The organism is Brevibacterium senegalense (genome assembly GCF_000285835.1).
Taxonomy (GTDB): domain Bacteria; phylum Actinomycetota; class Actinomycetes; order Actinomycetales; family Brevibacteriaceae; genus Brevibacterium; species Brevibacterium senegalense.
The window spans coordinates 85,338-100,685 of record NZ_HE978601.1 but is presented as its reverse complement, the minus strand read 5'-3'; the positions used below and the strand labels follow the sequence as shown (position 1 = coordinate 100,685).

The 15,348-nt window shown below is 71.7% G+C and carries 15 protein-coding genes; 9 read left to right on the top strand and 6 right to left on the bottom strand.

Going from position 1 to position 15,348, the window contains the following annotated elements; all coding sequences use genetic code 11:
- Window positions 1-10: 10 nt before the first annotated feature.
- The 4 genes from HGBR_RS16270 to HGBR_RS03580 all read right to left on the bottom strand — a co-directional run bounded on the left by HGBR_RS16270 (window position 11) and on the right by HGBR_RS03580 (window position 4,844).
- Window positions 11-1,186: a glutamate--cysteine ligase gene (locus tag HGBR_RS16270; protein ID WP_019157959.1), complete on the bottom strand. Its 1,176-nt coding sequence runs from the start codon at window positions 1,184-1,186 to the stop codon at window positions 11-13.
- Window positions 1,187-1,196: 10 nt separating this feature from the next.
- Window positions 1,197-3,182 (bottom strand): FAD/NAD(P)-binding protein, encoded by a 1,986-nt coding sequence (locus HGBR_RS03590; RefSeq protein ID WP_019157958.1) that lies wholly within the window; start codon window positions 3,180-3,182, stop codon window positions 1,197-1,199.
- On the bottom strand, window positions 3,179-4,444 hold the full coding sequence (locus tag HGBR_RS16265) for a peroxidase-related enzyme (protein WP_019157957.1): 1,266 nt from the start codon (window positions 4,442-4,444) through the stop codon (window positions 3,179-3,181). Before HGBR_RS16265 ends, HGBR_RS03590 begins: the two co-directional genes overlap by 4 nt.
- 88 nt (window positions 4,445-4,532) lie before the next feature.
- Window positions 4,533-4,844, bottom strand: coding sequence for a hypothetical protein (locus HGBR_RS03580; protein WP_019157956.1), 312 nt, complete (start codon window positions 4,842-4,844; stop codon window positions 4,533-4,535).
- Between the two features lie 83 nt (window positions 4,845-4,927).
- On the opposite strand from HGBR_RS03580, the gene HGBR_RS03575 reads away from it, so the two are divergent.
- The 4 genes from HGBR_RS03575 (at window position 4,928) to HGBR_RS19780 (ending at window position 7,733) form a co-directional block, all read left to right on the top strand.
- Window positions 4,928-5,581, top strand: coding sequence for a winged helix-turn-helix domain-containing protein (locus HGBR_RS03575; RefSeq protein ID WP_019157955.1), 654 nt, complete (start codon window positions 4,928-4,930; stop codon window positions 5,579-5,581).
- 53 nt (window positions 5,582-5,634) lie between these two features.
- On the top strand, window positions 5,635-7,308 hold the full coding sequence (locus tag HGBR_RS03570; RefSeq protein ID WP_040364664.1) for a glycoside hydrolase family 3 N-terminal domain-containing protein: 1,674 nt from the start codon (window positions 5,635-5,637) through the stop codon (window positions 7,306-7,308).
- Between the two features lie 139 nt (window positions 7,309-7,447).
- Window positions 7,448-7,621 carry an SRPBCC family protein gene (locus HGBR_RS21130; protein WP_147522278.1) on the top strand — a complete coding sequence of 58 codons (174 nt, stop codon included), beginning with the start codon at window positions 7,448-7,450 and terminating at the stop codon, window positions 7,619-7,621.
- Window positions 7,569-7,733, top strand: coding sequence for an SRPBCC family protein (locus HGBR_RS19780; RefSeq protein WP_019157953.1), 165 nt, complete (start codon window positions 7,569-7,571; stop codon window positions 7,731-7,733). Before HGBR_RS21130 ends, HGBR_RS19780 begins: the two co-directional genes overlap by 53 nt.
- 10 nt (window positions 7,734-7,743) lie before the next feature.
- Here the strand turns inward: HGBR_RS19780 and HGBR_RS03560 are convergent, their stop codons facing one another.
- Both HGBR_RS03560 and HGBR_RS03555 read right to left on the bottom strand, forming a co-directional pair.
- Window positions 7,744-8,793, bottom strand: a complete 1,050-nt coding sequence (locus tag HGBR_RS03560) for a sulfurtransferase (protein ID WP_019157952.1) — start codon at window positions 8,791-8,793, stop codon at window positions 7,744-7,746.
- Window positions 8,790-10,013 (bottom strand): class I SAM-dependent methyltransferase, encoded by a 1,224-nt coding sequence (locus HGBR_RS03555; protein WP_019157951.1) that lies wholly within the window; start codon window positions 10,011-10,013, stop codon window positions 8,790-8,792. The genes HGBR_RS03560 and HGBR_RS03555 overlap by 4 nt, the downstream gene beginning before the upstream one ends.
- 80 nt (window positions 10,014-10,093) lie before the next feature.
- Here HGBR_RS03555 and rsmA point away from each other — a divergent pair, with 80 nt between their 5' ends.
- The 5 genes from rsmA to HGBR_RS03530 all read left to right on the top strand — a co-directional run bounded on the left by rsmA (window position 10,094) and on the right by HGBR_RS03530 (window position 15,348).
- Window positions 10,094-11,062 carry a 16S rRNA (adenine(1518)-N(6)/adenine(1519)-N(6))-dimethyltransferase RsmA gene (gene rsmA, locus HGBR_RS03550; RefSeq protein WP_019157950.1) on the top strand — a complete coding sequence of 323 codons (969 nt, stop codon included), beginning with the start codon at window positions 10,094-10,096 and terminating at the stop codon, window positions 11,060-11,062.
- Window positions 11,059-11,988: a 4-(cytidine 5'-diphospho)-2-C-methyl-D-erythritol kinase gene (locus HGBR_RS03545; protein WP_019157949.1), complete on the top strand. Its 930-nt coding sequence runs from the start codon at window positions 11,059-11,061 to the stop codon at window positions 11,986-11,988. Before rsmA ends, HGBR_RS03545 begins: the two co-directional genes overlap by 4 nt.
- A 275-nt stretch (window positions 11,989-12,263) precedes the next feature.
- On the top strand, window positions 12,264-13,535 hold the full coding sequence (locus HGBR_RS03540) for an acyl-CoA dehydrogenase family protein (RefSeq protein WP_019157948.1): 1,272 nt from the start codon (window positions 12,264-12,266) through the stop codon (window positions 13,533-13,535).
- Window positions 13,535-14,596: a phosphotransferase family protein gene (locus HGBR_RS03535; RefSeq protein ID WP_019157947.1), complete on the top strand. Its 1,062-nt coding sequence runs from the start codon at window positions 13,535-13,537 to the stop codon at window positions 14,594-14,596. The genes HGBR_RS03540 and HGBR_RS03535 overlap by 1 nt, the downstream gene beginning before the upstream one ends.
- Complete coding sequence (locus HGBR_RS03530) at window positions 14,593-15,348, top strand: SDR family NAD(P)-dependent oxidoreductase (RefSeq protein ID WP_019157946.1); 756 nt, start codon at window positions 14,593-14,595, stop codon at window positions 15,346-15,348. The genes HGBR_RS03535 and HGBR_RS03530 overlap by 4 nt, the downstream gene beginning before the upstream one ends.

The window sequence follows — 15,348 nt, the reverse complement described above, 5'->3', positions numbered from 1 at the left end:
CACCCGCCCGTCAGGCGGAGAAGCGGGACGGCTCCCCGTCGCGGCCGCGCGAGGCATCCGCACTGAGCGGGAACTCGGCCCTGAACTCGTCGACCAGCAGCCGCGCGACGGACCCCAGCGACCCCGAGCACTCCAGCTGCGCCCGCTGCCGCTGATACCCGGCGCCGGTCGTCGCGAACCGGTTCATGAGCGCCAGCTCGTTCGCGCAGCCCAACCGCCGGGCGACGGGCATGAGCCGTTCGACCTCGTCCGCGATGACCTCTGTGACGAGGCGCTCGCGGGCGTCCGCGTCCTCGATGATGATCGCGTCCATCCCGTAGCGGGCGGCACGCCACTTGTTCTCCACGTGGAACCAGTCCGGCATCGTCGGCAGGGTCTCGCCCGCGTCGAGGCGGGCGGAGAAGTCGTCGACCAGGCACTGGACGAACGCGGTGACCGCCAGCACCTCCGACAGGGTGGACAGCCCGTCGCACACGCGCACCTCGACGGTGCCCCAGTGGGGCGCGGGCCGCAGGTCCCAGCGGATCTCCGTGATCTCGTCGATGACGCCGGTCTTCTTCATGTCCGCGATGTACGACTCGTAGCCCGCCCAGTCGTCGAACAGGTAGGGCAGCCCCGCGGTGGGCAGCTGCTGGAACATCATCGCCCGGTTCGAGGCGTAGTGCGTGTCCGTCGCCTCCCAGAACGGTGAGGTCGCCCCCACCGCCTGCAGGTGCGGCACGTAGCAGGTCAGCGCCGCGAGGATGGGCAGGACCTTGTCGCGGGAGTCGATGCCCACGTGCGTGTGGACCCCGTAGATGAGCATGTGGCGGCCCCACCACTGGGTGCGGTTGATGAGCTCCGCATACCGCGCGTGGCCCGTCACCTCCTGGTTCTGCCAGAGGGCGAACGGGTGGGTGCCCGCGCACAGGACCTCGAGCCCCAGCTGCGCGAGGACCGGCCGCAGCTGCCGCATGATGTCCCGCAGGTCCTCCGCGATGCCGGCCACGGTCGTCTGCACACCGGAGACGATCTCGATCGTGTTCGTGAGCATCTCGCCCACGACGCGGTCGGCCAGCGGGGTGCCGGCGATCGCGTCGAGCACCTCACCGGCGCGCGGGACCAGGTCGAGCGTCTCGGGGTCGACGAGAGCGAGCTCCCATTCGACTCCCAGCGTCGACCGTTCCGACTGAGCGAAAGCAACCATGCGACGAATACTAGGTCACCGAGGCGCGCAGGAGGATCTGCTTCGCCGCGATGTCCGCCCCCGCCAGCAGCGGGGAGGGCAGACCGGGGGTCGCCCCGATCGCACTGCCCGGCTGGGTGGTGGAGGCGGGGATGCCCAGGACGACGACGGACTCGTCGATCTCACCGGAGGAGGCGACGAGGTTGTGCCCGGTCCGTGCGGCCTCGGCGACGGTGGCCCGGGTCGCCTCGATGAAGTCCGTCTGCACGCCGTCGACCCGGTGGATGCGGGCGGCGCCGGAGGCCAGCAGCGACTGCAGGAGCGGATCGTCCGTGTGGGGTACCTTCCCCTTCGACATGCGGGTCTCCACGAGGACGGAGGCCTCGACGCTGCGGCCGGTCACCAGCGACTGGGCGCGGAAGGCGCCCGCCTGCGGGTCCGTGTCCACGACGGTCTCCGGGCCCAGCAGGTCGATGACGCCGGCGTCGATGAGGGCCAGCACGCGGCGCACCCGCACCGCCGGTGGTCCCGAGGCCAGGAACAAGCCGTCCGCATCGAACCATCCCTGCAGGTCGCGGACGAGGGATTCCCCGGACACCGCGCCCACGGCACCCAGCCGGTGGGCGGAGCCCCGCAGCACGCTCATGACGCGGTTGACGGCGGCGCGCGGGTGGCGGGCCGGTTCGCTCATGGAGGCCAGTTCGTCCTCGACGAGGCGGTCGACGGCCTCCCGCCACTGCTCCGGCGTGATGCTGCGACCGCGGGTGGGCCGGCGCAGGTCCGCGATGAGCCAGGACCAGCGGGGGTCCGTGACGGTGTCGGCGAGGATGCGCTCGACGTCGTCCGCCGTCGTCGCGGCCTCCAGCTGCCCGAGCCAGTCCGTGGTCGTCACGGCGTTCGGGGCCCAGTCGGAGAGAGCCTCCAGGTACTGGTGGGCGATCTCCTTCGCGATCGTGGGCCAGACCTGCACGCCGAAGTCCAGGCTGGTGCGCTCCTGCAGCTGCGCGAACCAGTCAGGGGTCGCCCAGCGGGGCGTGAAGTCCCGCTGCGGCAGGTAGGGGATCGGCTTCGACCGGTAGGGCATGCCGCGGCGCGACCCCACGACCAGGTGGGGTTCACGGCCGGAGGGCACGTAGCGGAGGCGACCGTGCGGGTCGTCCGCGACGGGTTCGAAGTCCCCGCCCCATTCGTCGATGAGGCCGCCGATCACGTCGAAGAAGTTCGCGCCCAGCCCGCGGACCAGGACGGTCTGCCCGGCGGGCAGATCGGTGAAGTCGCGCTCCGCGGGCATGCCCGGCGGGACGTAGCGCAGCGCGTGCTCCTGCGCGAAGCGGGTGAGGTGCGTGACCTCGTCGTCCGGGCGGGACTGGACCATCCCCTGGGCCAGCACGACGGTGGGGGCGGCCAGGCGCGTGCCGTCGGCCAGGACCGCGGCGGTGAGCCCGTCGCCGGAGAACGGTTCGACCTCGACGGATTCGAGCCCGACGACGGTCGCGACGTGCTCGTCGACCTCGAAGCCGCCTGCGGCGATCGCCGCCTCGAGCTGGTCGCGGTAGTAGACGCCCTGCAGGCGGCGGGACGTGAAGTCCTGCGCGCGCAGCGCCTGGGCCTCCTCGACAACCCAGTCGCCCGCGGGGTGCGTCCCGGCGTCTGCGACCTGGCGCATCCAGTCGACGAGGTCCGGACCCGGTGCGGCGGGGCCGCTCATGGGTGTCGAATCGTCCGGGTGGAGGGTCGTCGCGGACGCCGTCGTGTTGTTGAGGTACGCGGCCGGCTGGGTCGTCAGCCACGTGGCGCCCGATCCCACCTCCAGCGCATCGATGATCGCCAGGCGCAGAGGACGGGTCCGACGGGCGGGTGCGTCCTGCGCGGAGGCGTCCTGCGGCGCGGCATCCTGCTGGGGTGCGTCCCGGTCGGCTGCTGCGTTCTGCCGGGCGGCCAACCGGATGATCGTCGCGACGGTGCGGGGGCCGCCGCCCACGAACACCGCGTCGTACCGGTGCGTCGCGGCTGTCATGCGGCGTCCTGGGTGTCCGGCCAGTGGGGCTCACCCAGGGTGAGCATGAGGCGGTTGGCCCACCCGAAGAACGCGGTCGAGGCGACGAGGTCGACGATCTCCAGCTCCTCGAGACCCAGGGCGCGCAGACGTGCGGCGTCCGCCTCGTCGAACTGCGGGACCAGCGCGGCCAGACGGGCGGCGGTCTCGATGAGGACGGTCCAGCGCTCGTCCTGGCCGGCGGCCAGCGCCTCGACGTCGGAGGCGACCCAGTCGGCGTCGCGGGTCAGGTCGATCGCGAGCATGCGGTCGACGTCCTCCGCGCGATGCGTGCGCTGCTCGGCCTTGCGCGCGTGGACGGATGCGCAGTACACGCAGTCGTTCACCTTGCTGGAGACGGCGGCGGCCAGCTCGCGCTCGCCCTTGTCCAGGCCCTCCTTCGAGGTGAACACCGCGTTGTCCAGCGTCGAGCGGGCCAGCGTCACGCCGGGGGTGCGGGAGATGAGGCGGAAGTAGACGCTGCCCGTCGAGGCCTTCGACGCGAACGACTGGATCTGCTCCGGGGTGAGCTCGTCCTCCGTGGGTGCCGGCACCCACGGCTCCCAGTCGAGGAACTCGCGGGTGAACGCGGTCGGACGCGACCGGCCCGTGACGGTGAGGGCGGAGCGTTCGCCCTCGCGGCCTCGGGAGCGGGGCGTGCGCGCCAGCGCCGGCAGCGGGAGGAGGTCGCGGTCTGCGACTGCGGCGGGGTCGAGCGCGGTGAGACCGGCGACGAGGCGGATGAGGTAGGACTCGAAGGAGACGAGCTGTCCGATGAGGACGACGAGGTCCGGGTCCGCGCCGGCGGCGGCGAGGGCGTCCTGGTCCGGGGCCTGGGCGAGGGCCGGCGTGACGGAGACGGTGTCGACGAAGTCGACGAGTGCCGCCAGCAGCGGATCCGCAGGCGTCGTGCCCGCGACGAGGTCGTCGAAGAGTGCGCGGTCGTCGACCTGGGCCAGGTGCCAGGTGAGGAGGGCGCGGGAGCCGTGCTGGACGGCGACGACGGCGGCCAGAGTGTGGAGGAGGCCGGCCGGCAGCGGGTGGGACGCGGTGTAGAGCGCGTCGTAGGTGGCCTGCGTCTGCTGGGTGACAGTGGGCTTCCGGTCCTGGAGGACCGCGAGTGCCGTGTTCTCGCCCAGCAGCGCGCTGAGGAGGGTAGTCGAGGGCTGCTCGGCGGGCTGGGCGGCCGATGAGGCGGACGACTGCGCGGCCGACGGATCCGATGCAGAGCTGTTGGTTGTCATAGCAAGTGACTCTTCCACTTCACGCTCACGCGCGCGAGGGCGGGGTCACGGTTGTTAAGAAACTCACGGGTAGGGCATTGTGTGGTGCTCAGATGGAGAGGGGGCCCATGTGGGCGTGGGCGGTCGCCCGGTCCCGCTCCGCCTCGAGTGCGCGCTGCTGGTGGTGGCGTCGGATCCGCTGCGCGTGGGACAGGCCGGCGGTCTGCGTCGCGGTCGTGTGCGCGGCGGGGGAGGCATGATCCGCGGACCACTCGAGCAGTTGCAGGGCGATCGACTGTGCGAGGCGCCGCAGGAGTCGGGTCGGACGCGTGGAGGAGGGGTTCGCATCTGTTCCGGTGGACGCGCACGGATGAGCGGCGGACATCGGGAGGGACGTCGTGGGCGAGTCGGTGACGATCATGGCCGTTCCTTCGTAGACTCGTGGAGAGAGATGTTTGCAGATAAATGTCTGCAACGGGATATATGCAAAGGTATCTGGGTGATATGAGCGAGCGCAAGGGTTCGGACGGATCGGAGTCGTCGGCGTACGCGGCGATGCCCGGTGAGGCGCCCCACAACGTGGGTGCGAGTGCGATGAAGGCCTTCGCGCACCCGCTGCGCATGGCGATGTACACGTATCTGAACGACCACGGGGCGGCGACGTCGACGACGCTGGCGCAGCACCTGGGCGAGAGCACGGGCCAGACCAGCTATCACCTGCGGCAACTGGAGAAGCACGGGTTCGTGGAGGAGGACTCCGCCCGGGGCACCGGGCGCGAACGCTGGTGGAAGCCCGTGGGCTTCACGGTGCGGGAGGCCTTCGTGACGCCCACGGCGGCGACCTCGGCGCAGCTGGACGCGCTGCTCGCCCATCAGCTGTCCGACCGGTTCGAGAAGCTCCAGAGATGGCTGGGGCGAGTGGGGGATGAGGAGACGGTCTGGCGGGAGGCGTCGCTCGACTCGACGTCGACGGCGGCACTGACGGCACCCCAGACGCGAGCACTGGCGGAGGAGTTGCTGGAGGTCGTCGAGCGGCACACCGAGGCCGCGCAGGCCGGCGACGACGAGGCGGCGGTCGCGGGAGAGTCCGATGCAGAGGCCGAGGAGACGCGTCGCATCCGCGTCTACCTGTCGGTGTTCCCGTTGGGGGATGACTGACCGCACCTCGCGCGCACATCGGGCCCACGGACGCCGCCGTTACGATGGGCCGCATGCGCATTCCCTCCCGCGTCCTGCACACCGGTGCCGCAGTCTCCGCGCTGGCGCTCCTCGTGACCGGCTGCTCGGCCGGGGCGGACGGAGGTGACGAGGAGGCGACGGCGGCCGCGGCCTCGGCGGCGGTTCCGGCGGGCGACCCCGGCGGCCACGCGACGGCGGAGGCGGACGCGCCTGCCGGTGACGGCGTCACGGATGACGACGTCGAGGCGGCCCGGAAGATCGTCGCGGACATGAGCGACGAGGAGCTGACCGGCAGCGTCGTCATGCTCACCTACAACGGCACGGACGTGGACGCGGCGGCGCAGGTGATCGAGGAGCGGCACCTGGCCGGCGCGATCGTCATGGGCTACAACCTGGACGAGGGCGCGGACGCGGACGCGGTGGGGGACGTGACGACGACGCTGGCCGCGGCGGCGGGGGAGCGCGGCTGGCCCGTCGCGATCGGAGTCGATCAGGAGGGTGGGCCGGTGGCGCGGCTCGATCAGGCCGCCCTGGACTTCCCGCCGCTCATGGCCGCGGGAGCCGCGGAGGACGAGGATGTCACGCGCGACGCGATCCGCGCGCAGGCGCAGGACCTGCGGGACATGGGCTTCACGCTGAACTTCTCACCGGTCGCGGACCTGACGATCGGGGCGGACGACCCGGTCATCAACGTGCGCTCGCCCGGTGACGACCCGGAGCGGGTGTCCGCAGTGGTCGACGCGGCGGTGGACGGCTTCACGTCGACCGGGCTGGCGTCCTCGGCGAAGCACTTCCCCGGGCACGGGCATCTGACGACCGACTCGCACGAGGAGCTGCCGGTCTCCGATGAGTCCCTGGACGACCTGTCCGGCGACAGCTACGAACCGTTCCGCACGGCGACCGAGGCCGGGGTGCCGATGATGCTCGTGGGCCACATCGGTCTGCCGGGGGCGGAGGACGTGCCCGCGACGCTCAACGCGGACGTGTACGAGTCGCTGCGCGAAGACGTGGGCTTCGAAGGCGTCGCGGTCACGGACGCGCTCAACATGGGAGCGGTGTCCGAGGAGCCGGGCCAGGAGACGGTCAAGGCGATCCAGGCCGGGGCGGATCTGGCCCTCATGCCGCCGGACTCCGGCGACGCCGTCGCCGCGCTGGGCGAGGCGCTGGATTCCGGCGACCTGGAGCGCGAGCGGCTCGAGGAGGCCGCGACCCGCGTCGTCGCGATGCAGCTGTGGCAGGCGCGCGTGGGCGTCGTGGGCGGTGAGAGTGCCGACGGTGCGGACGCGGACACGCGCGAGGCGGGCGTCGATGCGGATGAGGCCCTGACCGCACTGGCGGACGACTCCCTGACGGTGCTGGCCGGTGAGTGCGCCTTCGAGGATCCGACGGACTCCATCGCGGTGAGCGGCGGATCGGATGACGCGCGGGCCGCCTTCACCGAAGCCGCCGAGGCCGCAGGACTGACCGTGGAGGAGGGCGCCGACGTGACCGTGGGCCTGGGCGCGGGTGCCGGGGTGGATGTCGTCGTCGGGACCTCGGGCCCCTGGAACGTCGAGGATTCCGGAGCGGACACGATCGTCGAGGTGTACGACGGCAACCCCGCCTCGTTCACTGCTGTCGCGAAGTACCTGTCAGGTGACCTGGACGCGACCGGTCGTGCACCCGTCGAGGTGTCCTCGGACGCCCCGGACTGCGCGGGAGGCTGAGGGAAGGCTCGACCGGCTGGGCGAGAGGCTCGATCGGATGCAGCGCGATGAGGAGACGACATGAGCACCACCGACCCGCAGATCCGACAGGACGGGCCGCGCCCGGAGGTGATCGTCCGTCGTCTGTACCCCCCACCCCCTGGACCGGGTCTGGCGTGCCGTCACAGCGGCCGAGCACCTCGCCGCCTGGTTCCCCGGCGCCCCGGAGTTCGAGCTGCGCGCCCAGCGGGCTCCTGAGGTCGTCCTGGGCACGGTCACGCGTGGAGTCGCTCCGGCTCCTCGCGTTCGACACGGGCCCCGGAGAACCCGGTGATCACGTCCGCTTCGAACTGGTCGAAGGCACGGGCCACGGCGCACGCATGGTGCTGACGGTGATGGGCGCCGACCCGGCCCAGCAGGACGCCGTGCTCCAGCACGTCCCCTGACGCGGCCTCGTCAGCCCCGGGGCGGGTGGACCTGTTCCGCCTCTGCGGTGCCGGTCGCGACGGGCCTCGCCGGGTCGTTCGACCACGCGGACCAGCTGCCGGGGAACAGCGCGGCGTCGATGCCCAGGCTGGCGAGCGTCAGCACCGTGTGCGACGCACTCACCCCGGACCCGCAATAGGCGCCCACCGTCGGTGCCGCTGCAATCGTCGTTTCCGCCGAGGCCGGTGCACCCGCCGTGGCATCCTCGCCGTCCGCCGTGGGCACGGCTCCCACGCCGCGGTAGTACTCGCGCATCTCGTCGGCGCTGCGGAAGCGGACTCCGTCCGTCGTGCCGCCGGCCGGCGCATTGCGCGCGCCCGGGATGTGACCGGCGACGGGGTCCAGCGGCTCGGTGCTGCCGTTGTAGCGCTCGGGAGCGCGCGCATCCAGCAGGACGCCGGACTGCGCCAGCTGCGCGGCGTCATCAGCGCTGAGCGCGGGCATGCCGCCCGGCCGGGCGGTGAACGGCTGAGCAGAGATGGCCACGGCCTCGGCGTCGTCGCCCGAGGCCGCACCGGCCCCCGCTCCCGTCTCCACTGCGAGTCCCGCGCCCTTCCACGCGGTCCAACCTCCGTCCAGGACGCGGACGTCCTCGTGCCCCACCCAGCGCAGCATCCACCAGGCGCGGGCGGCACCCTGGCCCGCCACATCGTCGTAGACGACGACGGGCGTCTGAGCCGTCACGCCCCACTCGCGCACGGTCTGTTCGAACTGGTCCACGGTGGGCAGCGGATGACGACCGCGGGTGGGGTCGGTGTTCGCATGATCGGCCAGCTCGGTGTCGAGGGCGACGTAGCGGGCACCGGGGATGTGCCCGGCCTCGAAGTCGTCGCGACCGTCCGGTTTGGGGAGCGTCCACCGGACGTCCAGGACGACGGGTGCGAGTGGGGAGGACGCCGGAGCACTGCCGCCTGCACCGCCCAGCAGCCCGTGGGTCTCCAGCAGAGCGCGCAGCTCCTCGACCGTGAGGATGACGCGCGACCGTGCATCGCGAGCGCCCGCCGCTCCCTGCTCCGTCATGACTGCTCTCCTGTCTCCGGCTGCGTCAGCAGCACGACGTGGTCCTCGCCCAGCCGGGTGAAGACGAGGGTGGCGGTGTCGCCGGCGGGCAGCTTGAGCTGGCGCCGCACCTGGTCCGGCACGATGTCCGCCCCGCGCTTCTTGATGATGACGCGCCCGATCCCGCGCTCCACGAGTGCCCGGCGCAGCGGCTTGATGCCCGCCGGCAGAACGTCGACGATGCGGTAACTCGACACCGCCGCGGCCGCCGCGCCCTGCGGCAGTCGGTCACCCGTCAGATACGCGATGGGTCCGCTCACCCGCCGCATGTCCAGCGGCCCGCACAGTGCGGTCACGAGGCCCGCGCGCACGATCGCGCCGTCCGGCTCGAACAGGTACTCGCCCAGTTCGCCGATCCCGTCCTCGTCATCGTCCGGCACCTCCGACTCGTGGACCCGCAGCGTTCCGCGCGGCCCGGTCACCAGGGCGCTGCGCCCCGGACGGTCGCGGACCTCCCCGTGGTAGAGCGCGACCTCGACGACGTCGCCGGACTCGGACACCCACTGGGCTTCCCACCCGTCCGGGATGAGGTCGTGGTTCAGCGCCGGCCCCAGTTTGATGCCCACGCTCGCCACCCGGTCCGCGGTCCCGAACGCCCACGACAGCGACGGGGAGAACGCCTCCGGATCGTTCAGCCTGCGCACCGCGGTCGTCCGTCCGTCGCCGGTGCGGCGGGCGGGGTCCAGCCAGATCGCGTCGAACCGGTCCAGATCCGCCTCCTCCGCCCTGCCCTGCGCCACCGTCACGGTGTCGAGGGACCGGAGGTTGTACGCCGCCAGCGCCGCGGTCACGGGGTCCGCGTCGATCGCCTCGACCCGGGTCGCTCCGCCCATCCCGGCCAGTGCCATCGAGTCCGCGCCCAGGCCGCAGCCCAGATCGCCCACGATGTCCGGCTCGCCCACCAGCATGCGACGGGCGTGGTGCGCGGCGACGGACAGTCGCGTCGCCTGCGCCAGGCCGTCGCGGGTGAAGAGCATCCGCTCTGCGAAGGGGCCGAACTTCGCGACCGCCTCCTGCCGCAGCTGCGCCTGGAGGAGCAGTTCCGCCGCCAGCGCCGGCTCGATCCCGTCCTTCCGCAGCCGCGTCGCAATCGCCAGCTCCTGCGAGGGCTTGTGGTCGATCCCGTCCAGCCGTTCCAGCACGGCGGGGTCCAGCAGTTGTGCGAGCACGGCCTCTTCCATGCGGTTCAGCCTAGTGGAGCGTGCGCCTCACCACCCGCGCCCTCCTGGTGTTCGCCGCCCGTTCCACTAGTGTGATTGCCATGACCCACCTGCTGAGTGCCCGCGACGTCCGCGAGCTGGCCGATGCCCTGGGGCTCAAGCCCACGAAGCAGCGCGGCCAGAACTTCGTCATCGACCCCAACACGGTGCGGATGATCGTGGGGGCTGCGCAGTTGCAGCGTCCGCAGACGGTCGTGGAGATCGGCCCGGGCCTGGGCTCGCTCACGCTGGGGCTACTCGACGAGGGGCACCGCGTCATCGCCGTGGAGATCGACGCGCTGCTGGCCTCCCGTCTCCCGGACACGGTCCACCGGTTCGCCGCGGAGACCTTCGCGCAGGCGGAGGAGATCGGCGCGCCGGAGCCCTTCGCTCTCGTCCACGCGGACGCGATGAAGGTGACGGAGCTGCCCGCTCACCTGGGCGAACCCACCGCACTCGTCGCGAACCTCCCGTACAACGTCGCCGTCCCCGTGCTGCTGCACTTCCTCGCGACGTTCCCCACGATCCGGCAGGTGCTCGTCATGGTGCAGGCGGAGGTCGCGGACCGCCTGGCCGCACCCCCCGGCTCCCGCACCTACGGCGTCCCCAGCGTCAAGGGCCAGTGGTACGGCGAGGTCACGCGCGCCGCGGACATCGGCAAGAACGTCTTCTGGCCGGCCCCCAACGTGGGCTCCGGGCTGGTGCGCATCACCCGGCGCGACACCCCGCGCACCGGCGACCGGCAGGCCGTGTTCGCCGCCGTGGACGCCGCCTTCGCCCAGCGCCGCAAGACCCTGCGGTCCGCCCTGGCGGGCTGGGCCGGCTCCGCCACCGCCGCCGAGGCCGCCCTCACCCGCGCGGGCCTCGACCCCCGTGCGCGCGGGGAGACGCTCACGGTGGACGACTTCGCAGCGCTCGTCGCCGCCCACGCGGCGAACCTCGCGGAGGGGACCACGGCCTCGGGCCCGGCCGGTCACGATGATCCCGAGGCCGCCGTGGGTCCCAGCACCGGCCCGGAGGCCGCACCATGACCGGGCTGCGTGCCCTGCCCACTCCGGTGACCGCGCGGGCGCACGGGAAGATCAACCTGCACCTGGGTGTGGACGACGCGGGTGCAGACGGCTATCACGAGCTCGTGACCGTGTTCGAGGCCCTGGGCACCCCGGAGACCGTCACGCTCACCCCGGCGGAGACGGACTCCGTCGAGGTGGTGGGGAAGTACGCCGCCGCCGGCATCCCGCTCGACGAACGGAACCTGGCGCTGGCAGCCGTGGTCGCCTTCCGCGAGCGCACCGGGTGGAACGGCCGCGTCGCGATCACGATCGACAAGAACGTGCCGGTGGCCGGCGGCATGGGCGGCGGCTCCGCGGATGCGGCCGCGGCACTCGTGGCCGTCGCAGCGCTCGCGGACTTCGAGGACCGCGCGGTCCTCGCGGAGATCGCGGCCGGCCTGGGCGCGGACGTCCCGTTCGCACTGCTGGGCGGGATCGCCCTGGGCCGAGGCCGGGGGGACCACCTCAGTCGCGTCCTGTCCCGGGGGACGCACCACTGGGTGCTGGCGACGTCGACAGGCGAGCTGTCGACGGCCTCGGTCTACGCGCGCGTGGACGAGCTGCGGCAGGCGGGGCACGGTGCGGACGCCGCCCGCCTGGCCGAGCCCCAGGGGGTGCTGACCGCACTGGCCGCGGGCGACGTGGAGAAGCTCGCCGCGCACGTGCACAACGATATGACGGAGGCTGCGGTCTCGCTCATGCCGGACATCGCCCGGGTCATGGAGGAGGGTCGGCGGGCCGGCGCGCACGCGGTGCTGCTGTCCGGATCCGGACCCACCGTGGGCTTCCTAGCGCAGAATGCGAAGCACGCGCTGGAGTTGGCGGTGCTGCTGGAGGCCTCGCGCGGGGTGCGCGAAGTGGTCCGCACAACGGGACCCGCACCCGGCGCCCACATCGTCGAGTGATCTGATCGACGACTGATCCGGCTCTGGGTCATCGAGGCCGGGTTCGTCCTGGTGCTGCCTCGATCCGTTGCAGGCCCGTCTGTTCCTTTCGGGTCGTTCCCGGTGCCGTGCGCACCGAATCCGAAACCGGGGAATCTTGACTGTTTCCGCCCCCTCGCGCAGAATTGAGACTGATGTCACATTATGGCGCGGATGCGCGGCCGCTGCTGTCCCGGCGGTGCGAAGGCGCACGGGCGATGCCGCCGGTGCGTGCGAGTCTCGAGGAGGAGACCCCAATGAGCTGGAATTTCTCGACCGACCCGGAGTTCGAGGCGAAGCTGGAGTGGATGCGGGCCTTCGTCCGCGATGAGATCCTGCCGCTGGAGGTCGCGGGCCTCTCGCCGGAGGCCTACGCCCAGCACACGGCCGGTCTCAAGCAGCAGGTCAGGGACCAGGGGCTGTGGGCCGCGCACCTGGAGCCGGAGCTGGGCGGGGGCGGCTTCGGTCAGCTCAAGCTGGGCCTCATGCACGAGATCCTGGGTCGTTCCGCGCTGGCCCCGTCCATCTTCGGCAACAACGCGCCGGACTCCGGCAATGCGGAGCTGCTGGCGATCGGCGGCGACGACTTCCAGAAGCAGCGGTGGATGAAGCCGCTGCTGGCCGGTGATATCCGCTCGTGCTTCTCGATGACCGAGCCCGGTGCGGGCGCAGACCCCACGAAGCTGACGACGCGTGCGGTGCGCGAGGGTGACGAGTACGTCATCAACGGCCACAAGTGGTTCTCGTCCAACGGCTCGCACGCGGACTTCTTCATCGTCATGGTCGTGACGGACCCGGATGCGGAGCCCCATCGCCGCGCATCGATGATCCTCGTCGATCGCGACACCCCGGGCGTCAACGTCCTGCGCGACATCCCCGTCATGGGCCACACCGCCGCCGCGGGTGACAAAGGGCATGCGGAGATCCGGTACGAGAACGTCCGCGTGCCGGCCTCCCACCTGGTCGGCGAGGAGGGCGACGGGTTCATGCTCGCCCAGAAGCGTCTGGGACCCGGACGCATCCACCACGCGATGCGCTGGCTGGGGCAGGGGCAGCGGGCGTTCGACATGCTGTGCGAGCGCGTCGTGTCCCGCGAGGTCTCCGGCGGCCTGCTCAAGGACAAGCAGATGATCCAGGACATGGTCGCGACCTCGAAGGCGGAGCTGGAGGCCGCGCGCCTGCTCACACTGCAGGCGGCGTGGAAGATGGACCAGGGTGGCACGAAGGCCGCTCTCACGGACATCGCGATCATCAAGTTCTGGGGTGCGCAGGTGCTCTACAACGTCATCGACCGGGCGATGCAGGTGCACGGTTCGCTGGGTCTCACCGGGGACCTGCCACTGGAGGAGATGTACCGCAACGCCCGTGCCGCGCGGATCTACGACGGGCCGGACGAGGTCCACAAGGTGACGGTCTCCCGGCGGGTGCTGCGCGACTACGAGCCCGCCGCAGTGCCCACCGAGCACATCCCCTCCCGCACGGAGGCGGCGAAGAAGAAGTTCGCCGCCCTCCTCGAAGCGGCCTCCTGATGGTCGCGGACGCGAACCCCGACCGGACACCCGGTGCGGACTCCGATTCGGCCTCGGCCGCGGAGCACGCACGGCAGGCGGGCTTGGCCCTCCCCACGCTCCAGGAATGGCTGCGCGGACAGCTGGGGCCGGGCGAGATCGTGGAGCCGGACTTCCTCACCGGCGGCACCCAGAACGTGCTGCTGGGCTTCACCTGGAACGGCGAGCGTCTCATCTACCGCGGGCCGCCGGTCAACAAGCGGAAGAACTCGGACACGATCATGCTGCGCGAGGCCCGGGTGCTCGCCGCACTCGCGGGCAGCCCGGTCCCGCACCCGGAGTTCATCGCGGTCTGCGAGGACCTCGACGTCCTGGGCAATGCGTTCTTCATCATGCGCGCGGTCGACGGGTTCAACGGGGTCGCGGAGGTCCCGCCGCACGTGCAGAGCGATGAGTCCTGGCAGCACGCGATGGGTCTGTCGCATGCGCGGTCAGTCGCGCAGCTGGGCAATGTCGACCACGAGGCGGCGGGGCTGACCGGCTTCGGCCGTCCGGACGGCTGGCTGGAGCGCCAGCCGGGTCGGTGGGTCGGTCAGCTGGAGAGCTACCGGGAGTTCGAGACGTGGGAGGGGCTCGACCATCCGGGAGTCACGCAGATCCCCGCCTGGCTGGAGGAGCGGATGCCCGCCCGGCAGCACAGCGGGATCCTCCACGGGGACTGCCACGCGGGCAACGTCCTGTTCCGGCACGATGCGCCGGAGGTGGCGGCCCTCGTCGACTGGGAGCTCAGCACATTGGGGGATCCGCTGCTGGACCTGGGCCATCTGCTGGCGTCCGGGCACGGGCATCAGCTTCCCGGTGCGCCGGACAAGGCGGAGACGGTCGAGGCCTACGCGGAGGTGAGCCGCTGGGACGTCACGGACGTCGACTTCTACCACGTGCTCGCCTGCTTCCGGTTCGGCTCGATCCTCGAGGGGTCGCAGGCCCGCGCGTCCGCCGGGCTGGCACCGGAGTCGGTGGGCGAGCGGCTGCACGCGCGCACCCTGTCACTGTTCGACCAGGCGATGGAGGTCATGGGATGACGCAGGAATGGGCATTCGACTTCACCGACCGGACCGTGGTCATCACGGGCGGGTCGCGGGGTCTGGGATACGAGATGGCGCGCGCCTTCTCCTCCCTGGGAGCGCATGTCGTCATCGCCTCCCGGAAGCTGGACGCGTGCGAGGCCGCGGCCGCGCGGATCACGGAGGAGACGGGCGGACGGGTGAGTCCGTACGCTCTCCAGGTGACGGACTGGGACCAGTGCACCGCGTTCGCCCAGACGGTGTGGGACGACCGGGGCGGAGTGGACGTGTTGGTCAACAACGCCGGCTCATCCCCGCTGTACGACTCGCTGACGGACATCAGCGAGACGCTGTTCGACAAGGTCATCGGCCTCAACCTCAAGGGGCCGTTCCGCCTGTCCGCGCTGCTGGGGGAGAGGATGGTGGACGCCGGGGGAGGGGCGATCGTGAATATCTCCTCGATCGCCTCGCAGAGCCCCCGGCCGGAGACCCTGCCCTATGCGGCGGCGAAGGCGGGTCTGAACGCGGCGACGACAGCGCTGGCCCAGGCGTACGGCCCGTCCGTCCGCGTCAACGCGGTCGTCCCCGGCACGTTCCTCACGGACGTGTCGAAGCACTGGGATCAGGACGACTTCCAGGAGCGCGCCCGGACGTTCGCCGCGCAGCGCGGCGGTGAGCCGGACGAGATCGTGGGCGCGGTGCTGTACCTGTCCTCGCCGCTGGCTTCCTACACGACTGGGGCGCAGCTCACTGTCGACGGCGGCGCCTGA

Bases quoted from the DNA above. Each gene is read 5' to 3' on its own strand.
- HGBR_RS03530 (WP_019157946.1), top strand. From the start codon at position 14,593: ATGACGCAGGAATGGGCATTCGACTTCACCGACCGGACCGTGGTCATC.
- HGBR_RS03560 (WP_019157952.1), bottom strand. From the start codon at position 8,793: ATGACGGAGCAGGGAGCGGCGGGCGCTCGCGATGCACGGTCGCGCGTC.
- HGBR_RS03545 (WP_019157949.1), top strand. From the start codon at position 11,059: ATGACCGGGCTGCGTGCCCTGCCCACTCCGGTGACCGCGCGGGCGCAC.
- HGBR_RS16270 (WP_019157959.1), bottom strand. From the start codon at position 1,186: ATGGTTGCTTTCGCTCAGTCGGAACGGTCGACGCTGGGAGTCGAATGG.
- HGBR_RS03555 (WP_019157951.1), bottom strand. From the start codon at position 10,013: ATGGAAGAGGCCGTGCTCGCACAACTGCTGGACCCCGCCGTGCTGGAA.
- HGBR_RS03575 (WP_019157955.1), top strand. From the start codon at position 4,928: ATGAGCGAGCGCAAGGGTTCGGACGGATCGGAGTCGTCGGCGTACGCG.
- HGBR_RS03580 (WP_019157956.1), bottom strand. From the start codon at position 4,844: ATGATCGTCACCGACTCGCCCACGACGTCCCTCCCGATGTCCGCCGCT.
- HGBR_RS03590 (WP_019157958.1), bottom strand. From the start codon at position 3,182: ATGACAGCCGCGACGCACCGGTACGACGCGGTGTTCGTGGGCGGCGGC.
- HGBR_RS16265 (WP_019157957.1), bottom strand. From the start codon at position 4,444: ATGACAACCAACAGCTCTGCATCGGATCCGTCGGCCGCGCAGTCGTCC.
- HGBR_RS03570 (WP_040364664.1), top strand. From the start codon at position 5,635: ATGCGCATTCCCTCCCGCGTCCTGCACACCGGTGCCGCAGTCTCCGCG.
- HGBR_RS03540 (WP_019157948.1), top strand. From the start codon at position 12,264: ATGAGCTGGAATTTCTCGACCGACCCGGAGTTCGAGGCGAAGCTGGAG.
- HGBR_RS03535 (WP_019157947.1), top strand. From the start codon at position 13,535: ATGGTCGCGGACGCGAACCCCGACCGGACACCCGGTGCGGACTCCGAT.
- rsmA (WP_019157950.1), top strand. From the start codon at position 10,094: ATGACCCACCTGCTGAGTGCCCGCGACGTCCGCGAGCTGGCCGATGCC.